15 protein-coding genes are annotated in these 18179 nt (G+C 73.3%); 3 read left to right on the top strand and 12 right to left on the bottom strand.

Going from position 1 to position 18179, the window contains the following annotated elements; translation table 11 throughout:
* Window positions 1–105: 105 nt before the first annotated feature.
* The 5 genes from O2W14_RS06905 to ndk all read right to left on the bottom strand — a co-directional run bounded on the left by O2W14_RS06905 (window position 106) and on the right by ndk (window position 8516).
* Complete coding sequence (locus O2W14_RS06905; protein ID WP_269175333.1) at window positions 106–3633, bottom strand: Rne/Rng family ribonuclease; 3528 nt, start codon at window positions 3631–3633, stop codon at window positions 106–108.
* Between the two features lie 294 nt (window positions 3634–3927).
* On the bottom strand, window positions 3928–4695 hold the full coding sequence (locus tag O2W14_RS06910) for a TIGR03936 family radical SAM-associated protein (protein WP_269175334.1): 768 nt from the start codon (window positions 4693–4695) through the stop codon (window positions 3928–3930).
* Window positions 4695–6680: a TIGR03960 family B12-binding radical SAM protein gene (locus O2W14_RS06915; RefSeq protein ID WP_269175335.1), complete on the bottom strand. Its 1986-nt coding sequence runs from the start codon at window positions 6678–6680 to the stop codon at window positions 4695–4697. The genes O2W14_RS06910 and O2W14_RS06915 overlap by 1 nt, the downstream gene beginning before the upstream one ends.
* An 85-nt stretch (window positions 6681–6765) precedes the next feature.
* Window positions 6766–7782 carry a hypothetical protein gene (locus O2W14_RS06920; RefSeq protein ID WP_269175336.1) on the bottom strand — a complete coding sequence of 339 codons (1017 nt, stop codon included), beginning with the start codon at window positions 7780–7782 and terminating at the stop codon, window positions 6766–6768.
* A gap of 311 nt (window positions 7783–8093) precedes the next feature.
* Window positions 8094–8516: a nucleoside-diphosphate kinase gene (ndk, locus tag O2W14_RS06925; protein ID WP_269175337.1), complete on the bottom strand. Its 423-nt coding sequence runs from the start codon at window positions 8514–8516 to the stop codon at window positions 8094–8096.
* A 72-nt stretch (window positions 8517–8588) separates the two neighbouring features.
* On the opposite strand from ndk, the gene O2W14_RS06930 reads away from it, so the two are divergent.
* Entirely contained in the window at window positions 8589–8810 is a 222-nt protein-coding gene (locus O2W14_RS06930) for a helix-turn-helix domain-containing protein (RefSeq protein WP_269175338.1), read from the top strand.
* A 1-nt stretch (window position 8811) separates the two neighbouring features.
* The gene (locus O2W14_RS06935; protein WP_269175339.1) at window positions 8812–9330 is read left to right on the top strand and encodes a Clp protease N-terminal domain-containing protein; all 519 of its coding nucleotides are present in this window, start codon (window positions 8812–8814) and stop codon (window positions 9328–9330) included.
* A 23-nt stretch (window positions 9331–9353) separates the two neighbouring features.
* Here the strand turns inward: O2W14_RS06935 and O2W14_RS06940 are convergent, their stop codons facing one another.
* From O2W14_RS06940 to O2W14_RS06950, 3 genes are all read right to left on the bottom strand, one after another.
* On the bottom strand, window positions 9354–9641 hold the full coding sequence (locus tag O2W14_RS06940) for a hypothetical protein (RefSeq protein WP_269175340.1): 288 nt from the start codon (window positions 9639–9641) through the stop codon (window positions 9354–9356).
* Between the two features lie 125 nt (window positions 9642–9766).
* A complete protein-coding gene (locus O2W14_RS06945) occupies window positions 9767–10156 on the bottom strand; it encodes a DUF4233 domain-containing protein (protein WP_269175341.1) in 390 nt (129 codons plus the stop codon).
* On the bottom strand, window positions 10153–11541 hold the full coding sequence (locus tag O2W14_RS06950) for a bifunctional folylpolyglutamate synthase/dihydrofolate synthase (RefSeq protein WP_269175342.1): 1389 nt from the start codon (window positions 11539–11541) through the stop codon (window positions 10153–10155). The genes O2W14_RS06945 and O2W14_RS06950 overlap by 4 nt, the downstream gene beginning before the upstream one ends.
* Window positions 11542–11560: 19 nt before the next feature.
* Between O2W14_RS06950 and valS the strand changes: the two genes are divergently transcribed.
* Window positions 11561–14152, top strand: a complete 2592-nt coding sequence (valS, locus tag O2W14_RS06955) for a valine--tRNA ligase (protein ID WP_269175343.1) — start codon at window positions 11561–11563, stop codon at window positions 14150–14152.
* 75 nt (window positions 14153–14227) lie between these two features.
* On the opposite strand, the gene O2W14_RS06960 is transcribed toward valS, so the two are convergent.
* The 4 genes from O2W14_RS06960 to O2W14_RS06975 form a co-directional block, all read right to left on the bottom strand.
* Window positions 14228–14935 (bottom strand): DUF4230 domain-containing protein, encoded by a 708-nt coding sequence (locus O2W14_RS06960; RefSeq protein WP_269175344.1) that lies wholly within the window; start codon window positions 14933–14935, stop codon window positions 14228–14230.
* 178 nt (window positions 14936–15113) lie between these two features.
* The gene (clpX, locus tag O2W14_RS06965; RefSeq protein ID WP_269175345.1) at window positions 15114–16388 is read right to left on the bottom strand and encodes an ATP-dependent Clp protease ATP-binding subunit ClpX; all 1275 of its coding nucleotides are present in this window, start codon (window positions 16386–16388) and stop codon (window positions 15114–15116) included.
* Between the two features lie 329 nt (window positions 16389–16717).
* Entirely contained in the window at window positions 16718–17356 is a 639-nt protein-coding gene (locus O2W14_RS06970; RefSeq protein ID WP_269175346.1) for an ATP-dependent Clp protease proteolytic subunit, read from the bottom strand.
* Between the two features lie 2 nt (window positions 17357–17358).
* Window positions 17359–18009 carry an ATP-dependent Clp protease proteolytic subunit gene (locus O2W14_RS06975; RefSeq protein ID WP_442928829.1) on the bottom strand — a complete coding sequence of 217 codons (651 nt, stop codon included), beginning with the start codon at window positions 18007–18009 and terminating at the stop codon, window positions 17359–17361.
* Window positions 18010–18179 lie beyond the last annotated feature (170 nt).

Raw genomic sequence — 18179 nt, forward strand, 5'->3', positions numbered from 1 at the left:
CCTGTCGTGGCGGAGCAACCCGTCCAGCGTACCCGAGCGGCAGCATCCGGGTCGAACCCCTCCCGCCCCGGCCCCGGTGTCCGGGGTCGGAGCAGGAGGGTCGTGTCACTGGGCCGGCGGGCCGGCCGGCCGCGTGGCCGCCCGGCGGCGCCGCGGACGGGCCACCGGGGGCGCGTCGGCGGGCACCGGCTCGGCGACCGCCAGCGGCGAGACGACCACGGCCGGAGCCGGCCGCGGGTCGGCCGCCGGGGCCTCGGTCGACACCTCGGTCACGGCCTCCGTCGGGGCTCCTGCCAGCGGCCCGGCCATCGCGGGGGCGCCGGTCGGCACCTCCACGTCGGGCGCCTGCTGAACCGGGGTCTCCTCGAGCAGCGTCTCGCCGGTCAGGGACTCCACCGACGGCGACGGGGCACCCAGCTCGGTGCTCGCCTCCGACGCGGCCTCGGTCTCGGCGACCACGGCCGCCAGCACGGTGTCCGGCGTCGCGTGCTCGACCGGCTCCCCCGTCGGCTGTGGCTCGGCGACCTGCTCCGTCGGCTGCTCGACCGGGGACCCGGTCACACCGGTCTCCTCGGCCGTGCGGGCCTCCGCCGACTGGCCGCGGCCGCGGCGTCCGCGGCTGCGCCGTCCGCTGCGCCCCTCGGCGGCCGGCTCGGCCACCGGCTCGTCGACGGCGGGCTCGACCGGCTCGGTGGCCGGCTCGGCGGTCGCCGTGCCACCGCCGAGGGCGAGCGCGTCGGCCAGCTCCCAGCCGGCGGCGGGGTCCTCGCGGCGCGAGGGCTCACGACGCGGGGTCCCGCGGCGACGGCCGCCGTCCCGGCGCGTGTCGTCCCCGGCGGGCTCGGCCGGGACGTCGGCCTCGACAGCCGGGGCCTCGACGACGGCATCCGCGACGACCGGGGTCTCGACGGCCGGGGCCTCGACGACCGGGGTGACCGCGACCGACGGCGGCTCGGAGACCGGGCCGACGTCCAGCGTGTCGACGCCGGCGGTCTCGGCGGCGTCCTGCTGGCCGCCGTTGCGCCGGCCGCCGTCGGCCTTGCCGCCGCCGCGGTTGCGCCCGCCGTTGCCGGCGTCACCGCCCCCGTTGCCGTTGCCGCCCCCGTTGCCCTTCTTGCCCTCGGGCTGGTCGAGGTGCACGAGCACACCCCGGCCGCGGCAGTGCTCGCACGGCTCGGAGAAGACCTCGAGCAGGCCCTGCCCGACCCGCTTGCGGGTCATCTGCACCAGGCCCAGCGAGGTGACCTCGGCGACCTGGTGCTTGGTGCGGTCCCGGCCCAGGCACTCGGTGAGCCGCCGCAGCACGAGGTCGCGGTTGCTCTCCAGGACCATGTCGATGAAGTCGATGACGATGATCCCGCCGATGTCGCGCAGCCGGAGCTGGCGGACGATCTCCTCGGCGGCCTCGATGTTGTTCCGGGTCACCGTCTGCTCGAGGTTGCCCCCCGAGCCGACGAACTTGCCGGTGTTGACGTCGACGACCGTCATCGCCTCGGTGCGGTCGATGACCAGCGAGCCACCGGAGGGCAGCCAGACCTTGCGGTCGAGGGCCTTCATCAGCTGCTCGTCGATCCGCAGGTCCCGGAAGACGTCGCCGGTGCCGGTGTAGCGCTCCAGCCGCTGCGACAGCTCCGGGGAGACGTGGGCGACGTAGGCCTCCACGGTGTCCCAGGCGTCGCTGCCCTGCACGACCAGCCGCTTGAAGTCCTCGTTGAAGACGTCGCGGATGACCCGGATGGCCAGGTCGGGCTCGCCGTAGAGCAGCGTCGGGGCGTTCGACGTCGAGGCGGCCTTGGTCTGGATGACCTCCCACTGCGCCTGCAGCCGGGACACGTCGCGGGTGAGCTCCTCCTCCGAGGCGCCCTCCGCGGCGGTCCGGATGATCACGCCGGCGTCGTCCGGGACGATCTTCTTGAGGATGTCCTTGAGCCGGGTGCGCTCCTTGTCCGGCAGCTTGCGGCTGATGCCGGTCATCGAGCCACCGGGCACGTAGACCAGGAAGCGGCCGGGCAGGTTCACCTGCTGGGTGAGCCGGGCGCCCTTGTGACCGATCGGGTCCTTGGTGACCTGCACCAGGACCTTGTCCCCGGACTTCAGCGCGGTCTCGATCGACCGCGACTTGCCGGACAGGCCGGCGGCGTCCCAGTTGACCTCACCGGCGTACAGGACGGCGTTGCGGCCCTTGCCGATGTCGACGAAGGCGGCCTCCATGCTGGGCAGCACGTTCTGCACCCGGCCGAGGTAGACGTTGCCGGCGAAGGACGTCGCCTGCGCCTGGGTCACGTAGTGCTCGACCAGGACGTCGTCCTCGAGGACGGCGATCTGGGTGCGCTCGCCCTGCTGGCGGATGACCATGGCGCGGTCGACGGCCTCGCGGCGGGCGAGGAACTCGGACTCGGACAGGATCGGCGCGCGCTTGCGGCCCCCGTCGCGGCCCTCGCGGCGGCGCTGGCGCTTGGCCTCCAGGCGGGTGGACCCGGCCACGCCCCGGACGTCGTCGTCGCTGGAGGTGCGGCCGTTGCGGCCGGCCCGCTCCGGGCGGTCGTCGGCGTCCTCGGTGGTGTCCTCGGCGCCGGCCTCGCCACTGCTCCCCCGGCGACGGCGGCGGCGACGACGGCGGGTGCTCGAACCGGACTCCGGGGAGTCCTCGTCCTCGGCCTCGTCGGCGTCGGCGGCGTCCTCGGGCTCGTCGGCGGACTCGGCCACGGGCTCGGCGGGCTGCTCGGCGTCGTCGTCGGACTCGGTGTCGGCTGAGTCGTCGCCGGTGCGGCCACGCCCGCGGCCACGGCGGCCCCGACGGCGGCGGCGGCTGCCGGAGGCGCCACCGTCCTCGCCGTCACGGTCCTCGTCGTCGGCGTCGGTGTCGGCGTCGTCGACGTCGGTCACGCCGAGGTCGACGGGCTCGACGTCCTCGATCTCGGCGACCTCGGCCGGGACCTCCTCGACGACCTCACGGCGGCGGCTGCGCGAGCGCCGCGGCGGGGCCGGCTCGTCGTCCCGGTCGTCGGCCACCACGGGCTGCTCGACCGGGGCCTCGACCGGGGACTCGGCGGCGGCACGGCGGCTGCGCCGGCGGGGGGCGGCGACCTCGGGCTCGGGGGCCACGAAGGTCACGAAGGCCGGCGCGGTGGGCGTGACCGGCTTCGGCGGCTCGACGGAGTCGGGGTCGGCGGCCAGCGCAGGGCGGGTGGCCCGGCGGCGCGGACGGGCGGTGACGGTGGTCGGCTCGGGTGAGCTGAACTGCGCGCCGAAGCGGGGCAGCTCCGGCTCGTGCTCGGGCTCGGGCCGGCGCACGGGCGGGGCCCAGGCGTCGGGGACGGGCACGGGGTCGGCGTCCTCGACGGCGCCCAGTCCCTCGTCGGCGGCCAGGCTCTCCACGGAGGCCATGTCCTCCACGGAGGCCGGGTCCGCGACGCTGGCCGGGCCGGCGACGTCGGCCGTGTGCTGCGCGGGCGCGTCCGCCGGGTCCTCGCCGGGCTCCTTCGGCAGCGCGGCCTCGTCGACCGGCTGTGCCTGGTCGGCAGGGAGCTCGGCGGTGCCGGCCCCGGGGGTGGGTGACCCGTCCGGGACGCCGGCCGAGGCCGCCGCCTGTCCGGTCACTTCGTTGGTCTCGTCGTCGACGTGGTCGGCCACTGAGGGCTCGCCTCCTGTACGTCCCCGGGCGCCGATCGTCTCCGACTGGCGGCCGCGCAGGGACGCGGGTTGGGCGGTTCGGGCGGCCGCGGTGTGCGGCGCAGCCCTCCCCGCGAAGTCTTGGTCGCGCCCCGGCCGGTGCGGCTGGGGCCCGGTGGTGCAGCGTGCGAGGAGCAGGTGGTGCGGTGGTGCAGGTCCTGTGGTGCAAGTCCGGGTGGTGCGGAGCTGGGGTGGTGCAGCGTCACGGCTGGCAGACGTGTCGCGAGCACGACGTCCGGCGTCCGGCTCCGCCGGTCAGACCGGCGTGCTCTCCTCCTGGGGGGAGGAACGCACCGCGCGGTCGGGCCCGAGCGGATCGGCGACGTCACCGCTGTCGTCTAGCCGGCCCTGCGCCTCACGCACGGCCCGGGGGGGCAACGGCGGGCGCAGGTCGGCGACGACAGCCAGAGCGGCCATCACGTCGTCCGGTCGGACGGTCGGCGTGAGCTGCCGTACGACCACCGTGAGTATGGCACAACCTGCCTCTTCGGTGACCTCTGCACCGACCACGGCCGCGCGGGCGTCGATGTCCCTGAGGCCGTTCTTGGTGCGCTTGGCGACCGTCACGACGTCCCGGGAGAGCAGCTCCTGCACCGCCGCGTCGAGGTCGCCGGTGTCGACACCGGGCAGGTCGATCCGCCAGCGGGTGGCGTCCAGCCGGTCGGCCAGCGAGCCGCTGCCCTCGACGGCCTCCACACACTCCAGGACGTCGATGCCCGGGGGCAGCGAGGCGTCCAGGGCCCGGCGCACCTGCTCGGGGTCGCAGCGCGCCGACAGCCCGATCTCGAAGTACTCGGCCTCGGAGGCCGCGCCGGTGGGCGCGGCCCCCATGTAGGAGATCTTCGGGTGCGGGCTGAAGCCGGCCGAGAACGCCATCGGCACCTGCGCCCGGCGCAGCGCACGCTCCAGCGCGCGGGCCAGGTCGCGGTGCGAGGCGAACCGCAGCGGGCCGCGCTTGGTGTAGCGCAGCCGGAGCTTCTGGACGGTCGGCGGCGGCGGAGGGCCGTCGGGGGTGCGGGCCATCAGTGCGTGTGGACCGGGTCGGCCACCGCCGCGTCGGCGTGCACGTCGACCTGCGGGCGCGCACCCACCACGGCCAGCGGGATCAGGCTGCGGCCGGTGGGGCCGATCTGGATCTCGGTGCCCATGGTCGGGCAGACACCGCAGTCGTAGCAGCCGGTCCAGCGACAGTCGCCCACCTCGTCCTCGGTGATCGCGTCCTGCCAGTCGTCCCAGAGCCACTCCTTGTCCAGGCCGGAGTCCAGGTGGTCCCAGGGCAGCACCTCGTGCTCGGTGCGCTCGCGGGTCGTGTACCAGTCCAGGTCGACGCCGAACGGGGCGAGCTCCTCGGTCGCGGCGGTCATCCACCGGTCGTAGGAGAAGTGCTCGCTCCAGCCGTCGAAGTGCCCGCCGTCGCGCCACACCCGCTCGATGACCCGGCCCACCCGGCGGTCGCCGCGGGAGAGCAGTCCCTCGATCACGCCGGGCTTGCCGTCGTGGTAGCGCAGCCCGATGGAGCGGCCGATCCGGCGGTCGGCGTTGATCGCGTCGCGCAGCACCCGCAGCCGGTGGTCGATGGTCTCGGCACTGGCCTGCGCGGCCCACTGGAACGGGGTGTGCGGCTTGGGCACGAAGCCACCGATGGAGACGGTGCAGCGGATGTCCTTGGAGCCGCTGGCCTCGCGGCCGGCGCGGATGACCTCGACCGCGAGCTCGGCGATCTCCAGCACGTCCTCGTCGGTCTCGGTGGGCAGACCGCACATGAAGTACAGCTTCACCTGGCGCCAGCCGTTGGCGTAGGCCGTGGTGACCGTGCGGACCAGGTCCTCCTTGGACACGGTCTTGTTGATCACCCGGCGGATGCGCTCGCTGCCGCCCTCGGGGGCGAAGGTCAAGCCGCTGCGGCGGCCGTTGCGGGACAGCTCGTTGGCGAGCGTCACGTTGAAGGCGTCGACGCGGGTGCTCGGGAGCGAGAGCCCGGTGTTGGTGCCCTCGTACCGGTCGGCCAGCTCCTTGGCCAGCTGCCCGATCTCGGAGTGGTCGGCGCTGCTCAGCGAGAGCAGGCCCACCTCCTCGTAGCCGGTGGCCTTGAGACCGGCGTCGACCATCGAGCCGATGCCGGTGATGGTGCGCTCACGCACCGGGCGGGTGATCATCCCGGCCTGGCAGAAGCGGCAGCCGCGGGTGCAGCCGCGGAAGATCTCCACGCTCATCCGCTCGTGCACGCTCTCGGCCAGCGGCACCAGCGGCTGCTTCGGGTAGGGCCACTCATCGAGGTCCATGACCGTGCGCTTGCTGATCCGCGGGGGGACGTCGTCCCGGGTGCGCAGGACCTCGGCGATCGTGCCGTCGGCGCCGTAGGTGACGGCGTAGAAGCGCGGCACGTAGACGCCCTCGACGCGGGAGAGCCGGGCCAGCAGCTCGACGCGCCCGCCGGGGCGGCCCTGTTCCTTCCAGGCGGCGACGACGTCGGTGATGTCGCCGACGACCTGCTCGCCGTCACCGAGGACGGCGCAGTCGACGAAGTCGCTGACCGGCTCGGGGTTGAAGGCGGCGTGCCCGCCGGCGACGACGACCGGGTGGCTCTCGTCGCGGTCGACCGCGTGCAGCGGGACCCCGGCGAGGTCGAGGGCCTCGAGCAGGTTCGTGTAGCCCAGCTCGGTGGCGAAGCTGACGCCGAGCAGGTCGAAGTCGCGGACGGGGCGGTGGGCGTCGACGGTGAACTGGCCGACACCGGCCTCCCGCATCAGCCCGGCGAGGTCGGGCCAGACGGCGTAGGTGCGCTCGGCCAGGGCGTCCGGGCGCTCGTTGAGCACCTCGTACAGGATCATGAGGCCCTGGTTGGGCACCCCGACCTCGTAGGCGTCCGGGTACATGAGCGCCCAGTGGACGGCGACGGACTCCCAGGGCTTGACCTGGGCGTTCAGCTCACCGCCGACGTACTGGATCGGCTTCTGCACCTGGGCGAGGAGGGGCTCGAGGCGGGGGTAGAGAGACTCGACAGTCATGGCCCGTCCAGGGTAGACGGCGGCGTTCCCGACACGCCGTCCGGCGACGCCCCTCCCCGACGACCTGGTCGGTTCGCAGGGGCGGTCAGCAGTCGGGGGTGAGGGTCCTCGTCACCGGCGAGGACCGCCACGCGTTCCGGGCGGCGGTGAGCGTGAAGGTGTAGGCGGTGCCGTCGGCCAGCGGACCCTGCGAGACGCTCGAGGTCCCGGCCGCCAGCGTCGAGGACGTCGTGGCGCCACCGCCCGCGCGTTCCAGCCGGTAGCCGTCCGCCCACGTGCTCGGGGTCGGCGTCCACGACAGGTTGGCCGTGGCCGTGTCCGCCACGCGCTGCAGGACGACGACCTGGGCCACCCAGCGCGAGCTCTCCAGGGCCGTGGCACTGCGCGGCGTGGTGGACCCCGGGCCGCCGAAGGTCTCCCCGGCGCCCCTGATGCCCACGTGGACGCCGTCACCGGTGCCCGTCGACGTCCCGTAGAAGTCCGCGCCGCCGGAGGCCGGGTCCAGGGGTCCCTGTGTCTTGGTGAACAGGTGCACCACCTGCACGTTCTTGTCCTGGGTGGTCACGGACGGCGTGGTCGCCGTGTCGGAGCTGCCGGGGACGCCGGCGAACAGGGGGGCGACGAGGCGTGCGTTGCGGAAGGCCGTCACGCCGCCGGCGAAGTACAGGGTGGAGCCGCTGGTGGGGTGGCGGAAGGTGGCGCTGGGCTCGTTGGCCCCCGCCTCCTTCCAGTAGACGTTCGAGGCGATGGTGGTGTTGTCGGTCCGCCCCACCAGCTGCCAGCCGCTCGGCGCGATGAGCGTCTGGGTGTCGTCGTGGTAGCCGACGTGTGCCAGGAGGTAGTCCCCCGCCGTCGTGTTGGCCGGCATCGGCAGCGTCACCGACCCCGCCCCGGTCGCAGTGCTGGAGGCGCGCCGGGCGATGGTCGGGGTGAGGGTGCAGCTCGAGGAGACCGTCAGGTTGGACGGCGGCTGCAGCTGGTCGGCCGCCCATGCGTCGCCGCTGTTCGCCGTGGTCGCCGAGAAGGACGCGTGGGCGCCGTCAAGGACGGTCGGCGCCAGGAGGAGCGCGGCCGCGGCCAGCACCGCCACGATCGCGGCCAACGGCCCGCGTCGTCCCCGAGGGAGACCGTGCGCCCGCATGCTCACCACCCGTCCCCTCGTCGGTGGTGACGACCGGCCATGCGGAACCGCACACGGTCGTTGCTCGCACCGCTCCCACTATCGACAGGCCGACGCTCGCGCTTGAGCGGGACACGACACGGATCTGTACCGGATCGGGAGAGGGCAGCGGGTCGGACGCAGGTGCCGACTGTCGGGCAGGCGGGGGCCCCGCCCCCGGGAGGAGTCGCACCGCAGGCGGCGCGCGACCGTCTCCCCCAGCGGGTGGACGGCGGTGCGCGCCGCCGCGGCGGTCAGCCGAGCTGGGGGAAGAAGAGCGCGATCTCGCGGGCGGCCGACTCGGGCGAGTCCGAGCCGTGGACGATGTTCGACTGCACCTCGAGGGCGAAGTCGCCGCGGATGGTGCCGGGGGCGGCCTTGACCGGGTCGGTGGCGCCGGCGAGCGCACGGAACGCCTCGATGGCGCGCGGGCCCTCGACGACCAGGGCGAGCAGCGGCGCGCTGGTGATGAACTCGACCAGGGAGCCGAAGAACGGGCGCTCCCGGTGCTCGCCGTAGTGCTCCTCGGCGACCTCGACGGTCAGGGTGCGCAGCTCGGCGGCGACCAGGCGCAGGCCCTTGGCCTCGAGGCGGGCGACGACCTGGCCGACCAGGCCGCGGGCCACGCCGTCGGGCTTGACCAGGACCAGGGAACGCTCAGCAGTGGGTGCAGACACGCCGCGGAGAGTACGGGATCCGCATCGTCAACCTGGGTTGACAGGACCAGGTCGTCAACCTACGTTGACGTCATGCCCATCACCACCGACGTCACGACCGCCGCGGCGGCCGACGACCCGGACACCGGCCTGCGTGCCGTCCGGGCGCTGCGCGACCTGGCCGACCGGCTCGAGGTGCTCCAGGTCGGCAGCGCCCGGGACCGCGGCTGGTCCTGGCAGCAGATCGCCGACGCCCTCGGGGTCAGCAAGCAGGCCGTCCACAAGAAGCACGCCACCTCACGAAGGGACCGCTGACGTGTTCGAACGCTTCACCGACGAGGCCCGGCTGGCCGTCGTCCGCGCACAGGAGGAGGCCCGTCAGCTCGACGCCTCCCGCATCGAGCCGGTGCACCTGCTGCTCGCGCTCACCCGCGACACCGGCCGGGGCGGCACCGCGCTCGCCGCGTCGGGGGTCGACCACGCCACGCTGCGCGCGGCGCTGACCCCGGACGCCCTGGACGCCGACGTCCTGGCCGCGGTGGGCGTGGACCTGGCCCAGGTGCGCGCCACCACGGAGGCCGTGTTCGGGCCGGGTGCACTCGACCGCGGCCGCGGCCCGGTCCGGGGACACCTCCCCTTCACCGACGGCAGCAAGCGGGCGCTGGAGGAGACGTTGCGGGCCGCGCTGCAGCGCAAGGAGCGGCGCCTGGACACCGGGCACGTGCTGCTCGGGGTGCTCGCGGTGGCCGACCCCACCGTCCGGCGGGTCCTGGCCCGGCTGGGCACGGACGACGACCGGCTGGGCGCCGGTCTGGACAGCGGTCCGGCGGCCTGACCGCCGGAGCCGGGCGCCTGGGCTCAGGCGCTCCGGCCGGTGGTCAGGTCGAGCCGGGCCATGTGGCGCCACAGCTCCTGGTCGCGGTCGGACAGGCCGTTCCAGCAGTCGAAGCTGGCCCGGGAGTGCAGCTCTCGGGCGTGCCGCTCGACCAGGTCGCCGTGCACCTGGTGCCGGGTGCGTGCCGCGTACTCCACGATGGTCTGGCTGACCGGGCCGGCCAGGTCGATGGCCGGACCGTCGGTCCCGGTGCGCTTGCCGGTGCCGGTCCGGCCGGTGGCGCTCGCGCAACAGCCGTCGTGGTGCCTCATGACTGCCTCCGTCCTCAGCGCCGACCCCGTCGCTGGGGTCCGCGCCCACCCACCATCGACCACGACCCGGGGGTGCCGGAGGGTGTCCGCCCCGGCTCCCCCCGGTCGGGTGACCCCGGCCGTGGTCAGTCGACGGGCGGTGACGGCGGCGCGGCGGGCACGGGCCCCAGCGCCGAGCCGAGCAGGTCCTTGCGGGTCTGCAGCAGGTAGGCCCAGATGAGCACGAAGAGGCCGCCGACCAGCCACATGGCGGCGCCGAAGAACCCGGTCAGCAGCAGCGGCACCTGCAGCACGGTGCCGATCATCAGCCCCCGCGGCTTCCGCTGCACGCCGCTGGCCAGGATGAACAGGACCGCCAGCACGATGAGCACGGTCAGCCGGAAGCCGGTCAGCCCGTCGCCGCTCTGCGCGATGCCGCGCGGGACGAACAGGACGGCGATGCCCTCCAGCAGCAGGATCGCCGCGGCCGCCCCGCCGAGCGCCTTCCCCGCGCGGACCGGGTCCGGCGCCGTCACTTCCGGCCCCCGCCCAGCAGCGTGCGGGCCTCCCCCGCGGTGACGACGCTGCCGGTGACCAGCACGCCGGACCCGCCCAGGGCGTCGTCCGGGCCGGCCTCGGCCAGCTCGATCGCCGCCTCCAGGGCGTCGGACAGCTGCGGGTGCACGCTCACCCGGTCGGACCCGAACACGTCGACGGCCAGCGCCCCCAGCTCGTCGGCCGGGATGGCCCGCGGGGAGCTGTTCTGGGTGACCACCAGCTCGGCGCACAGGCCCTCGAGCTCGGCGAGGATGCCGCCGACGTCCTTGCCCTGCACGCACCCGACGACCCCGACCAGCCGGGTGAAGTCGAAGGACTCCCGGACGGCGGCCACGGTCGCGGCCATGCCGGCCGGGTTGTGCGCGGCGTCGACCAGCACGGCCGGGGACGTGCGGAGCCGCTCCAGCCGCCCGGGCGAGCGCACCGCGGCGAAGGACTCCCGGACGACGTCCTGCGCGACCGGCCCGGTGGCCGACCCCGCCCCGAGGAACGCCTCGACGGCGGCCAGCGCGACGGCGGCGTTCTGCGCCTGGTGGGCGCCGAACAGCGGCAGGAAGACCTCGTCGTACTCCCCGCCCAGGCCCTGCAGGCGCACCTGCTGCCCGCCGACGGCGACCCGCCGCTCCAGCACGCCGAACTCGGTGCCCTCGCGGGCCACGGTCGCGTCGACCTCGATGGCCCGGCGCACCAGCGCCTCGAGCGCACCGGCCGGCTGGTGGGCGAGCACCGCGACGACGTCGACGCCGGGCAGCCCCTCCTCGGTCGGCGGCGCGGGCTTGATGATCCCGGACTTCTCCGTGGCGATGCTGGCGACGTCGGGGCCGAGGTACTCGGCGTGGTCCATCGACACCGGGGTGACCACCGCGACCCGGGCGTCGGCGACGTTGGTCGCGTCCCAGGTGCCGCCCATGCCGACCTCGACGACGGCGACGTCGACCGGGGTCTCGGCGAAGGCCGCGTAGGCCATGGCGACGGTGACCTCGAAGAAGGACATCGGGATGTCGCTGCCGGCGTCGACCATCTGCACGTAGGGCGCGATGTCGTCGAACACCTCGACGAAGCGCTCGGCGCCGATCGGCTCCCCGTCCAGGACGATCCGCTCGCGGACGGTCTCCAGGTGCGGGCTGGTGAACCGGCCCACGCGCAGGCCGAAGCCGCGCAGCAGCTCGTCGATCATCCGCGCCGTCGTGGTCTTGCCGTTGGTGCCGGTGACCTGGACGACGGGGAACGCCCGGTGCGGGGAGCCCAGCAGGTCCAGCAGCGCGGTGATGCGGGTCAGCGACGGCTCGAGGCGGCTCTCCGGCCAGCGGGCGAGGAGCGCCTGCTCGACCCGGTCGAGGTCACGGGAAAGGGAGGTGCTCACCGCTCCTAGGATGCCAGTCATGGCAGCCGACACCTCCCCCCTGGACAGCACGGCCCCAGGAGCGACCGTCGGCGTACCCGACAAGCCCTCCGTGGACGGGCTCGAGGCCACCTGGACCGCCCGCTGGGCCGACCAGCAGACCTACGGCTTCGACCGGGCCGCCGCGCTCGCCGCCCCCCGGTCGCAGACCTACGCGATCGACACCCCGCCGCCCACCGCGAGCGGCTCGCTGCACGTCGGGCACGTGTTCAGCTACACCCACACCGACATCGTCGCCCGCTACCAGCGGATGCGCGGCAAGCACGTGTTCTACCCGATGGGCTGGGACGACAACGGCCTGCCGACCGAGCGCCGGGTGCAGAACTACTACGGCGTGCGCTGCGACCCCTCGCTCCCCTACGACGCCGACTTCACCCCGCCGGAGAAGCCGGGCAAGGACCAGCTGCCCATCTCCCGGCGCAACTTCGTCGAGCTGTGCGAGCAGCTGACCGCCGTCGACGAGGAGGAGTTCGCGAAGCTGTGGCGGCGGGTCGGCCTGTCGGTGGACTGGTCGAACGTCTACCGCACCATCTCGGAGACCTCCCGGGCCACCGCGCAGCGGATGTTCCTGCACAACCTGGCCCGCGGGGAGGCCTACGCCCAGGAGGCGCCGACCCTCTGGGACGTCACCTTCCGCACCGCCGTCGCCCAGGCCGAGCTGGAGGACCGCGAGCGCCCCGGCGCCTACCACCGGATCGGCTTCCCCGGCCCGGACGGTGAGCCGGTGTTCATCGAGACCACCCGCCCCGAGCTGCTGCCGGCCTGCGTCGCCCTGGTCGCGCACCCGGACGACGCCCGCTACCAGCCGCTGTTCGGCAAGACGGTGACCACGCCGCTGTTCGGCGTCGAGGTCCCGGTGCTCGCTCACCGCCTCGCCGAGCCGGACAAGGGCTCGGGCATCGCGATGATCTGCACCTTCGGCGACCTCAACGACGTCACCTGGTGGCGCGAGCTGCAGCTGCCGACCCGCGCCGTCATCGGCTGGGACGGCCGGTTCGTCGCCGACGCCCCCGAGGGCGTGCCCGCCCACGTCTACGCCGAGCTCGCCGGCAAGACCTCCTTCTCCGCCCAGCAGCGGGTCGTCGAGCTGCTGCGCGAGAGCGGCGACCTGGACGGCGACCCCCGCCCTATCACCCACCAGGTGAAGTTCTTCGAGAAGGGCGAGCGCCCGCTGGAGATCGTCACCACCCGCCAGTGGTACATCCGCAACGGCGGCCGGGACGCCGACCTGCGCGCCGCGCTGATCGAGCGGGGCCGGGAGATCCAGTGGGTGCCCGAGCACATGCGGCACCGCTACGAGAACTGGGTCGACGGCCTCAACGGCGACTGGCTGGTCAGCCGCCAGCGGTTCTTCGGCGTCCCGTTCCCGATCTGGTACCGCCTGGACGCCGAGGGCCTGCCGGTGTACGACGAGCCGCTGCTGGCCCCGGAGGCCGCGCTGCCGGTGGACCCGTCCTCCGACGTCCCCGAGGGGTTCACCGAGGACCAGCGGGGCGTGCCCGGCGGGTTCATGGCCGACCCCGACGTCATGGACACCTGGGCGACGTCCTCCCTGTCGCCGCAGGTGGCCTCCGGGTGGGACACCGACCCGGAGCTCTTCGCGCACGTCTTCCCGATGGACCAGCGGCCGCAGGCGCACGACATCATCCGCACCTGGCTGTTCTCCACCGTCGTCCGCGCGCACTACGAGCACGGCTCGGTGCCCTTCACCCACGCCACCATCTCCGGCTTCGTGGTCGACCCCGACCGCAAGAAGATGAGCAAGTCCAAGGGCAACGCGACCACGCCGATCGACGTGCTGGAGCGCTACGGCACCGACGCGGTGCGCTGGCGCGCGGCCGGCGCCCGCCCGGGTGCCGACTCCCCCTTCGACGAGGCGCAGATGAAGGTCGGCCGCCGGCTGGCCATGAAGATCCTCAACGTCGGCAAGTTCGTCCTCGGCCTCGGCGCCTCCCCGGCGCTGACCGCCGCGGACGTCACCGAGCCGATCGACCTCGGGCTGCTGGCGTCGCTGGCGCAGGTGGTCGACGAGGCCACCGCGGCGATGGAGGCCTACAACTACACCCGGGCCCTCGAGGTCGCCGAGACGTTCTTCTGGTCGTTCTGCGACGACTACGTGGAGCTGGTGAAGACCCGCGCCTACCAGTCCGATGCCGCGGCGGTCTCCGCGCAGGCGACGCTGGCGCTGGCCCTGTCGGTGCAGCTGCGGCTGTTCGCCCCGGTGCTGCCCTTCGTCACCGAGGAGGTCTGGTCGTGGTGGCAGAGCGGGTCGGTGCACCGGGCGCTGTGGCCGACCGCGACCGAGCTGCCGACCGGCGGTGACACCGCCGTCCCGGTGGTGGCCGCCGAGACCCTGGCCGCGGTGCGCAAGGCGAAGTCCGAGGCCAAGCAGTCGATGCGCGCCGACGTCGCCTCGGCCACGGTGACAGCCCCGGCCGCGCAGGTGCCGCTGGTGGAGGCGGTGCGCCCCGACCTCGTCGCCGCCGGCCGGATCGCCGAGCTCACCGTCGTCGCCGGCGAGGGCCCGCTGCGGGTCGACGTCGTCCTGGCCGAGGTGCCCGCGGAGGGCTGAGCGGCTCCGGACGCCGACGGCCGGAGGACCTGGGTGGTCCTCCGGCCGTCGGCGTCCTGCGGGTGTCCGCGGGCCTCAGCCCCGGGCGTCCGCCGTCGGCGCGAAGGTCACGGTGACGCTCGGGACGCCGAAGCTCGCGCCGAGGCCGGTCAGCATCGCGCGGGTGTTCTCCTCGGCGCGGTCCCGCAGGTCGCTGGCCCCGGCGGCCGCCGCCATCCGCTCCCCCGCCGCCGCGTAGAGCGCGGTGTCGTCGACCGGCTCGTCGACCACGGCGTCGCCCACCCGGTCGAGCAGGCCGCGGTCGCGGTCGAGCACCCGGCTGTTGGCCACGTCGACCTGCGGGGTGTCCAGCCGGGGTGCCGGCAGCGTGATGGTGGCCGAGGTGCCATCGGCGGACAGCTGGACCCCGTCGGCGTCCAGGCCGGTGAAGTCGACGTAGGCGTCGACGCTGCCGGTCGCCAGCAGGCTGGTGCGCTCACCGCTGATCACCGAGGGGACGTAGGGGGTGTCCCGCTCCTGGTCGATGACGACCTGGAAGGTGCCGGTCGCAGCGTGGTACTCGGTCAGGTCGTCGAGGGCCAGCAGCAGCGGCGGCGTGCTGCGGTCGACGACCTGCTGCTCCAGCGGCGACCAGCCGGTGACCCGGTCGTAGGCCACCCCCACCAGCGGGACGACGACCGCGGCGCCGATCCCGACGGCCACCAGGCGACGGCGGAGCCGGCGTGGCCGGCGGGCGACCACGGTGGCGGCGGAGGTGTCCGGGTGCTGCAGCAGCGTCGGCATCGCGGGGTGCTCCCTGGCTCGGCGGGCGTCCCCGCACAGAGCGCCCACAGCCCCGCTCCTCTTCCCCGCCCCGGCGTGTCGCGCCGACCGATGCGGTCGTCGGACGCCCGTGGCCCGGGACCTGGTCGGTTCCGGGCCACGGGCGTCCACGGCCCCGTCCGGTGGACGGGGCCTTCGCTCAGGCGGACTTCTCGCGCGGGGCGCGGGCGACCTTGCGCGGGACGATCGTCGGGTTCACGTGCTCGAGCACGACGTCCTGGGTGATGACGACGGTGGCGACGTCCTCACGGCTGGGGATCTCGTACATGACCGACTGGAGGACCTCCTCCATGATCGCGCGGAGCCCGCGGGCGCCGGTGCCACGCAGGATCGCCTGGTCGGCGATGGCCTCGAGGGCGTCGTCGGTGAACTCCAGCTCGACCCCGTCGAGCTCGAAGAGCTTGCGGTACTGGCGGACCAGGGCGTTCTTCGGCTCGGTGAGGATGTTGATCAGGGCCTCACGGTCGAGCTTCTGCACGCTGGTGATGACCGGCAGACGGCCGATGAACTCCGGGATCATCCCGAACTTCAGCAGGTCCTCCGGCATGACCTGGGCGAAGGCGTTGGCCTGCTCGATCTCGGCCTTGCCGCGGACCTCGGCACCGAAGCCGATGCCCTGCTTGCCGGTGCGGGCCTCGATGACCTGGTCCAGCCCCGCGAAGGCACCACCGACGATGAACAGCACGTTGGTGGTGTCGATCTGGATGAACTCCTGGTGCGGGTGCTTGCGACCGCCCTGCGGCGGCACCGAGGCGGTGGTGCCCTCGAGGATCTTCAGCAGCGCCTGCTGCACGCCCTCACCGGAGACGTCCCGGGTGATCGACGGGTTCTCGCTCTTGCGGGCGATCTTGTCGACCTCGTCGATGTAGATGATCCCGGTCTCGGCGCGCTTGACGTCGTAGTCGGCGGCCTGGATCAGCTTGAGGAGGATGTTCTCGACGTCCTCACCGACGTAGCCGGCCTCGGTCAGCGCGGTGGCGTCGGCGATCGCGAAGGGGACGTTCAGCATCCGGGCGAGGGTCTGGGCCAGGTGCGTCTTGCCGCAACCGGTCGGGCCCATCAGCAGGATGTTGGACTTGGCCAGCTCCACGCCCTCGTCACGGCTGGCACGGTCACCGCCGGCCTGGATCCGCTTGTAGTGGTTGTAGACCGCCACCGCGAGCGTGCGCTTGGCCTGGTCCTGGCCGATGACGTACTGCTCGAGGAAGTCGTGGATCTCCTTGGGCTTCGGCAGCTCGTCGAACTTGAGGTCCGAGGACTCCGAGAGCTCCTCCTCGATGATCTCGTTGCACAGGTCGATGCACTCGTCGCAGATGTAGACCCCGGGGCCCGCGATGAGCTTCTTGACCTGCTTCTGGCTCTTGCCGCAGAACGAGCACTTGAGCAGGTCGCCGCTCTCACCGATTCGTGCCACCTGGCTGACCTCCACCTCGAGTGGGACGGCGGTGCCGCTGTCCCGTTGGTACCTGCGTGGTGCCCGTCGACACCGGGAACTGCCGGCGTCCGTCGTTCCCTGCGGTCTGGACCGGGGAGCCGGGCGTCCTGCGAACCTACCCGGCGGGAACGACCTTCCCGGGCAGGAACTCACCCGGGTCGTCCGGCCCGTAACACCCGTCCCGCACCCCTCCGGTGACCCGGCCGGGTTGCGGGTGACGCCGAGGTCCGGGAGCGCCGTGGTGGCGCCACCGGACCCCGGCGGTCCCCCGTCCCCCGGGCCGTGGACCCGGGGGACGGGGACCTCCCTCAGACGGCGAGGGGGGGCAGTGCGTTGAGCTTGCGGCTCGGGATGACCTGGTCGACGATCCCGTACTCCATGGCCTGCTCCGCGGTGAGGATCTTGTCGCGGTCGATGTCCTTGCGGACCTGCTCCTGGGTCTGGCCGGTGTGCCGGGCCAGGATCTGCTCCATCTGGACCCGCACGCGCTCGATCTCGTTCGCGTGGATCTCCAGGTCGGTCACCTGACCGCCGGCCTCGCCGGAGGGCTGGTGGATCAGGACCCGGGAGTGCGGCAGCGCCAGGCGCTTGCCCTTGGTCCCGGCCGCGAGCAGGACGGCGGCCGCGGAAGCGGCCTGGCCCATGCAGACGGTCTGGATGTCGGGGCGGACGAACATCATCGTGTCGTAGATCGCCGTCAGCGCGGTGAACGAGCCACCGGGTGAGTTGATGTACATGGTGATGTCGCGGTCGGGGTCGTTGGACTCCAGCGTAATGAGCTGGGCCATCACGTCGTTGGCCGAGGCGTCGTCCACCTGCACCCCGAGGAAGATGATGCGCTCCTCGAAGAGCTTGTTGTACGGGTTGGACTCCTTCATGCCGTAGCTGGTGCGCTCGACGAAGGAGGGGAGGATGTACCGGCTCTCCGGCATCTGGAAGTTGCTCATGGTCACTTCTCCGGTCCGTCGGTGACCGGGTTGTCGGTCGAGGTCATGGTCTCCGCACGGGTCACCACGTGGTCGACGAAGCCGTACTCGAGGGCCTCCTGCGCGGTGAACCAGCGGTCGCGGTCGGAGTCCTTCTCGATCTGCTCGACCGTCTGCCCGGTGAACTGCGACTGCAGCTCGTTGAGCTGACGCTTGGTGCTGCGGAAGAGCTCCGCCTGGATCGCGATGTCGGAGGCGGTGCCACCGACGCCGGCCGAGGGCTGGTGCATGAGGATCCGCGTGTGCGGCAGCGAGTACCGCTTGCCCTTGGTGCCCGCGGTGAGCAGGAACTGCCCCATGGAGGCGGCCAAGCCCATCGCGTAGGTGGCGACGTCGCAGTCGATGAACTGCATCGTGTCGAAGATCGCCATGCCGGCGGTCACCGAGCCACCGGGCGAGTTGATGTACAGGTGGATGTCGCGGGAGGGGTCCTCGGCGGACAGCAGCAGCATCTGCGCGGCGAGCTGGTTGGCGATGACGTCGTCGACCTGGCTGCCCAGGAAGATGATGCGCTCGCGCAGCAGGCGCTCGTAGACCGAGTCGTTGAGGTTCATCATCGACCCACCGCCGCGCAGCATCGGCGTGCCGGGGGTGATCAGGGCTGGGTTGCTCACGGGTGCGGTGACCTCCGTAGGACTGCGGTGCAGTCGGTCTCGTGGAACGGGTTGCCGGTGGTCTGGGGCGTTCGCCGGGTCCGCGGACGACCGTCGTGGACGGACGTCGTGAGGTGCGGTCCCGATGACCGTCTCGGTGTCACGTCGACCCTAACGCCCACCCCCGACCG

Origin of the sequence: Modestobacter sp. VKM Ac-2986, from assembly GCF_026967795.1 — a bacterium.
Classification (GTDB): Bacteria; Actinomycetota; Actinomycetes; order Mycobacteriales; family Geodermatophilaceae; genus Modestobacter.

What these genes read in the sequence shown, in the direction of transcription:
- valS (WP_269175343.1), top strand. Translation starts at nt 11,561, where the DNA reads ATGGCAGCCGACACCTCCCCCCTGGACAGCACGGCCCCAGGAGCGACC.
- O2W14_RS06930 (WP_269175338.1), top strand. Translation starts at nt 8,589, where the DNA reads ATGCCCATCACCACCGACGTCACGACCGCCGCGGCGGCCGACGACCCG.
- O2W14_RS06910 (WP_269175334.1), bottom strand. Translation starts at nt 4,695, where the DNA reads ATGGCCCGCACCCCCGACGGCCCTCCGCCGCCGCCGACCGTCCAGAAG.
- O2W14_RS06915 (WP_269175335.1), bottom strand. Translation starts at nt 6,680, where the DNA reads ATGACTGTCGAGTCTCTCTACCCCCGCCTCGAGCCCCTCCTCGCCCAG.
- O2W14_RS06940 (WP_269175340.1), bottom strand. Translation starts at nt 9,641, where the DNA reads ATGAGGCACCACGACGGCTGTTGCGCGAGCGCCACCGGCCGGACCGGC.
- O2W14_RS06960 (WP_269175344.1), bottom strand. Translation starts at nt 14,935, where the DNA reads ATGCCGACGCTGCTGCAGCACCCGGACACCTCCGCCGCCACCGTGGTC.
- O2W14_RS06970 (WP_269175346.1), bottom strand. Translation starts at nt 17,356, where the DNA reads ATGAGCAACTTCCAGATGCCGGAGAGCCGGTACATCCTCCCCTCCTTC.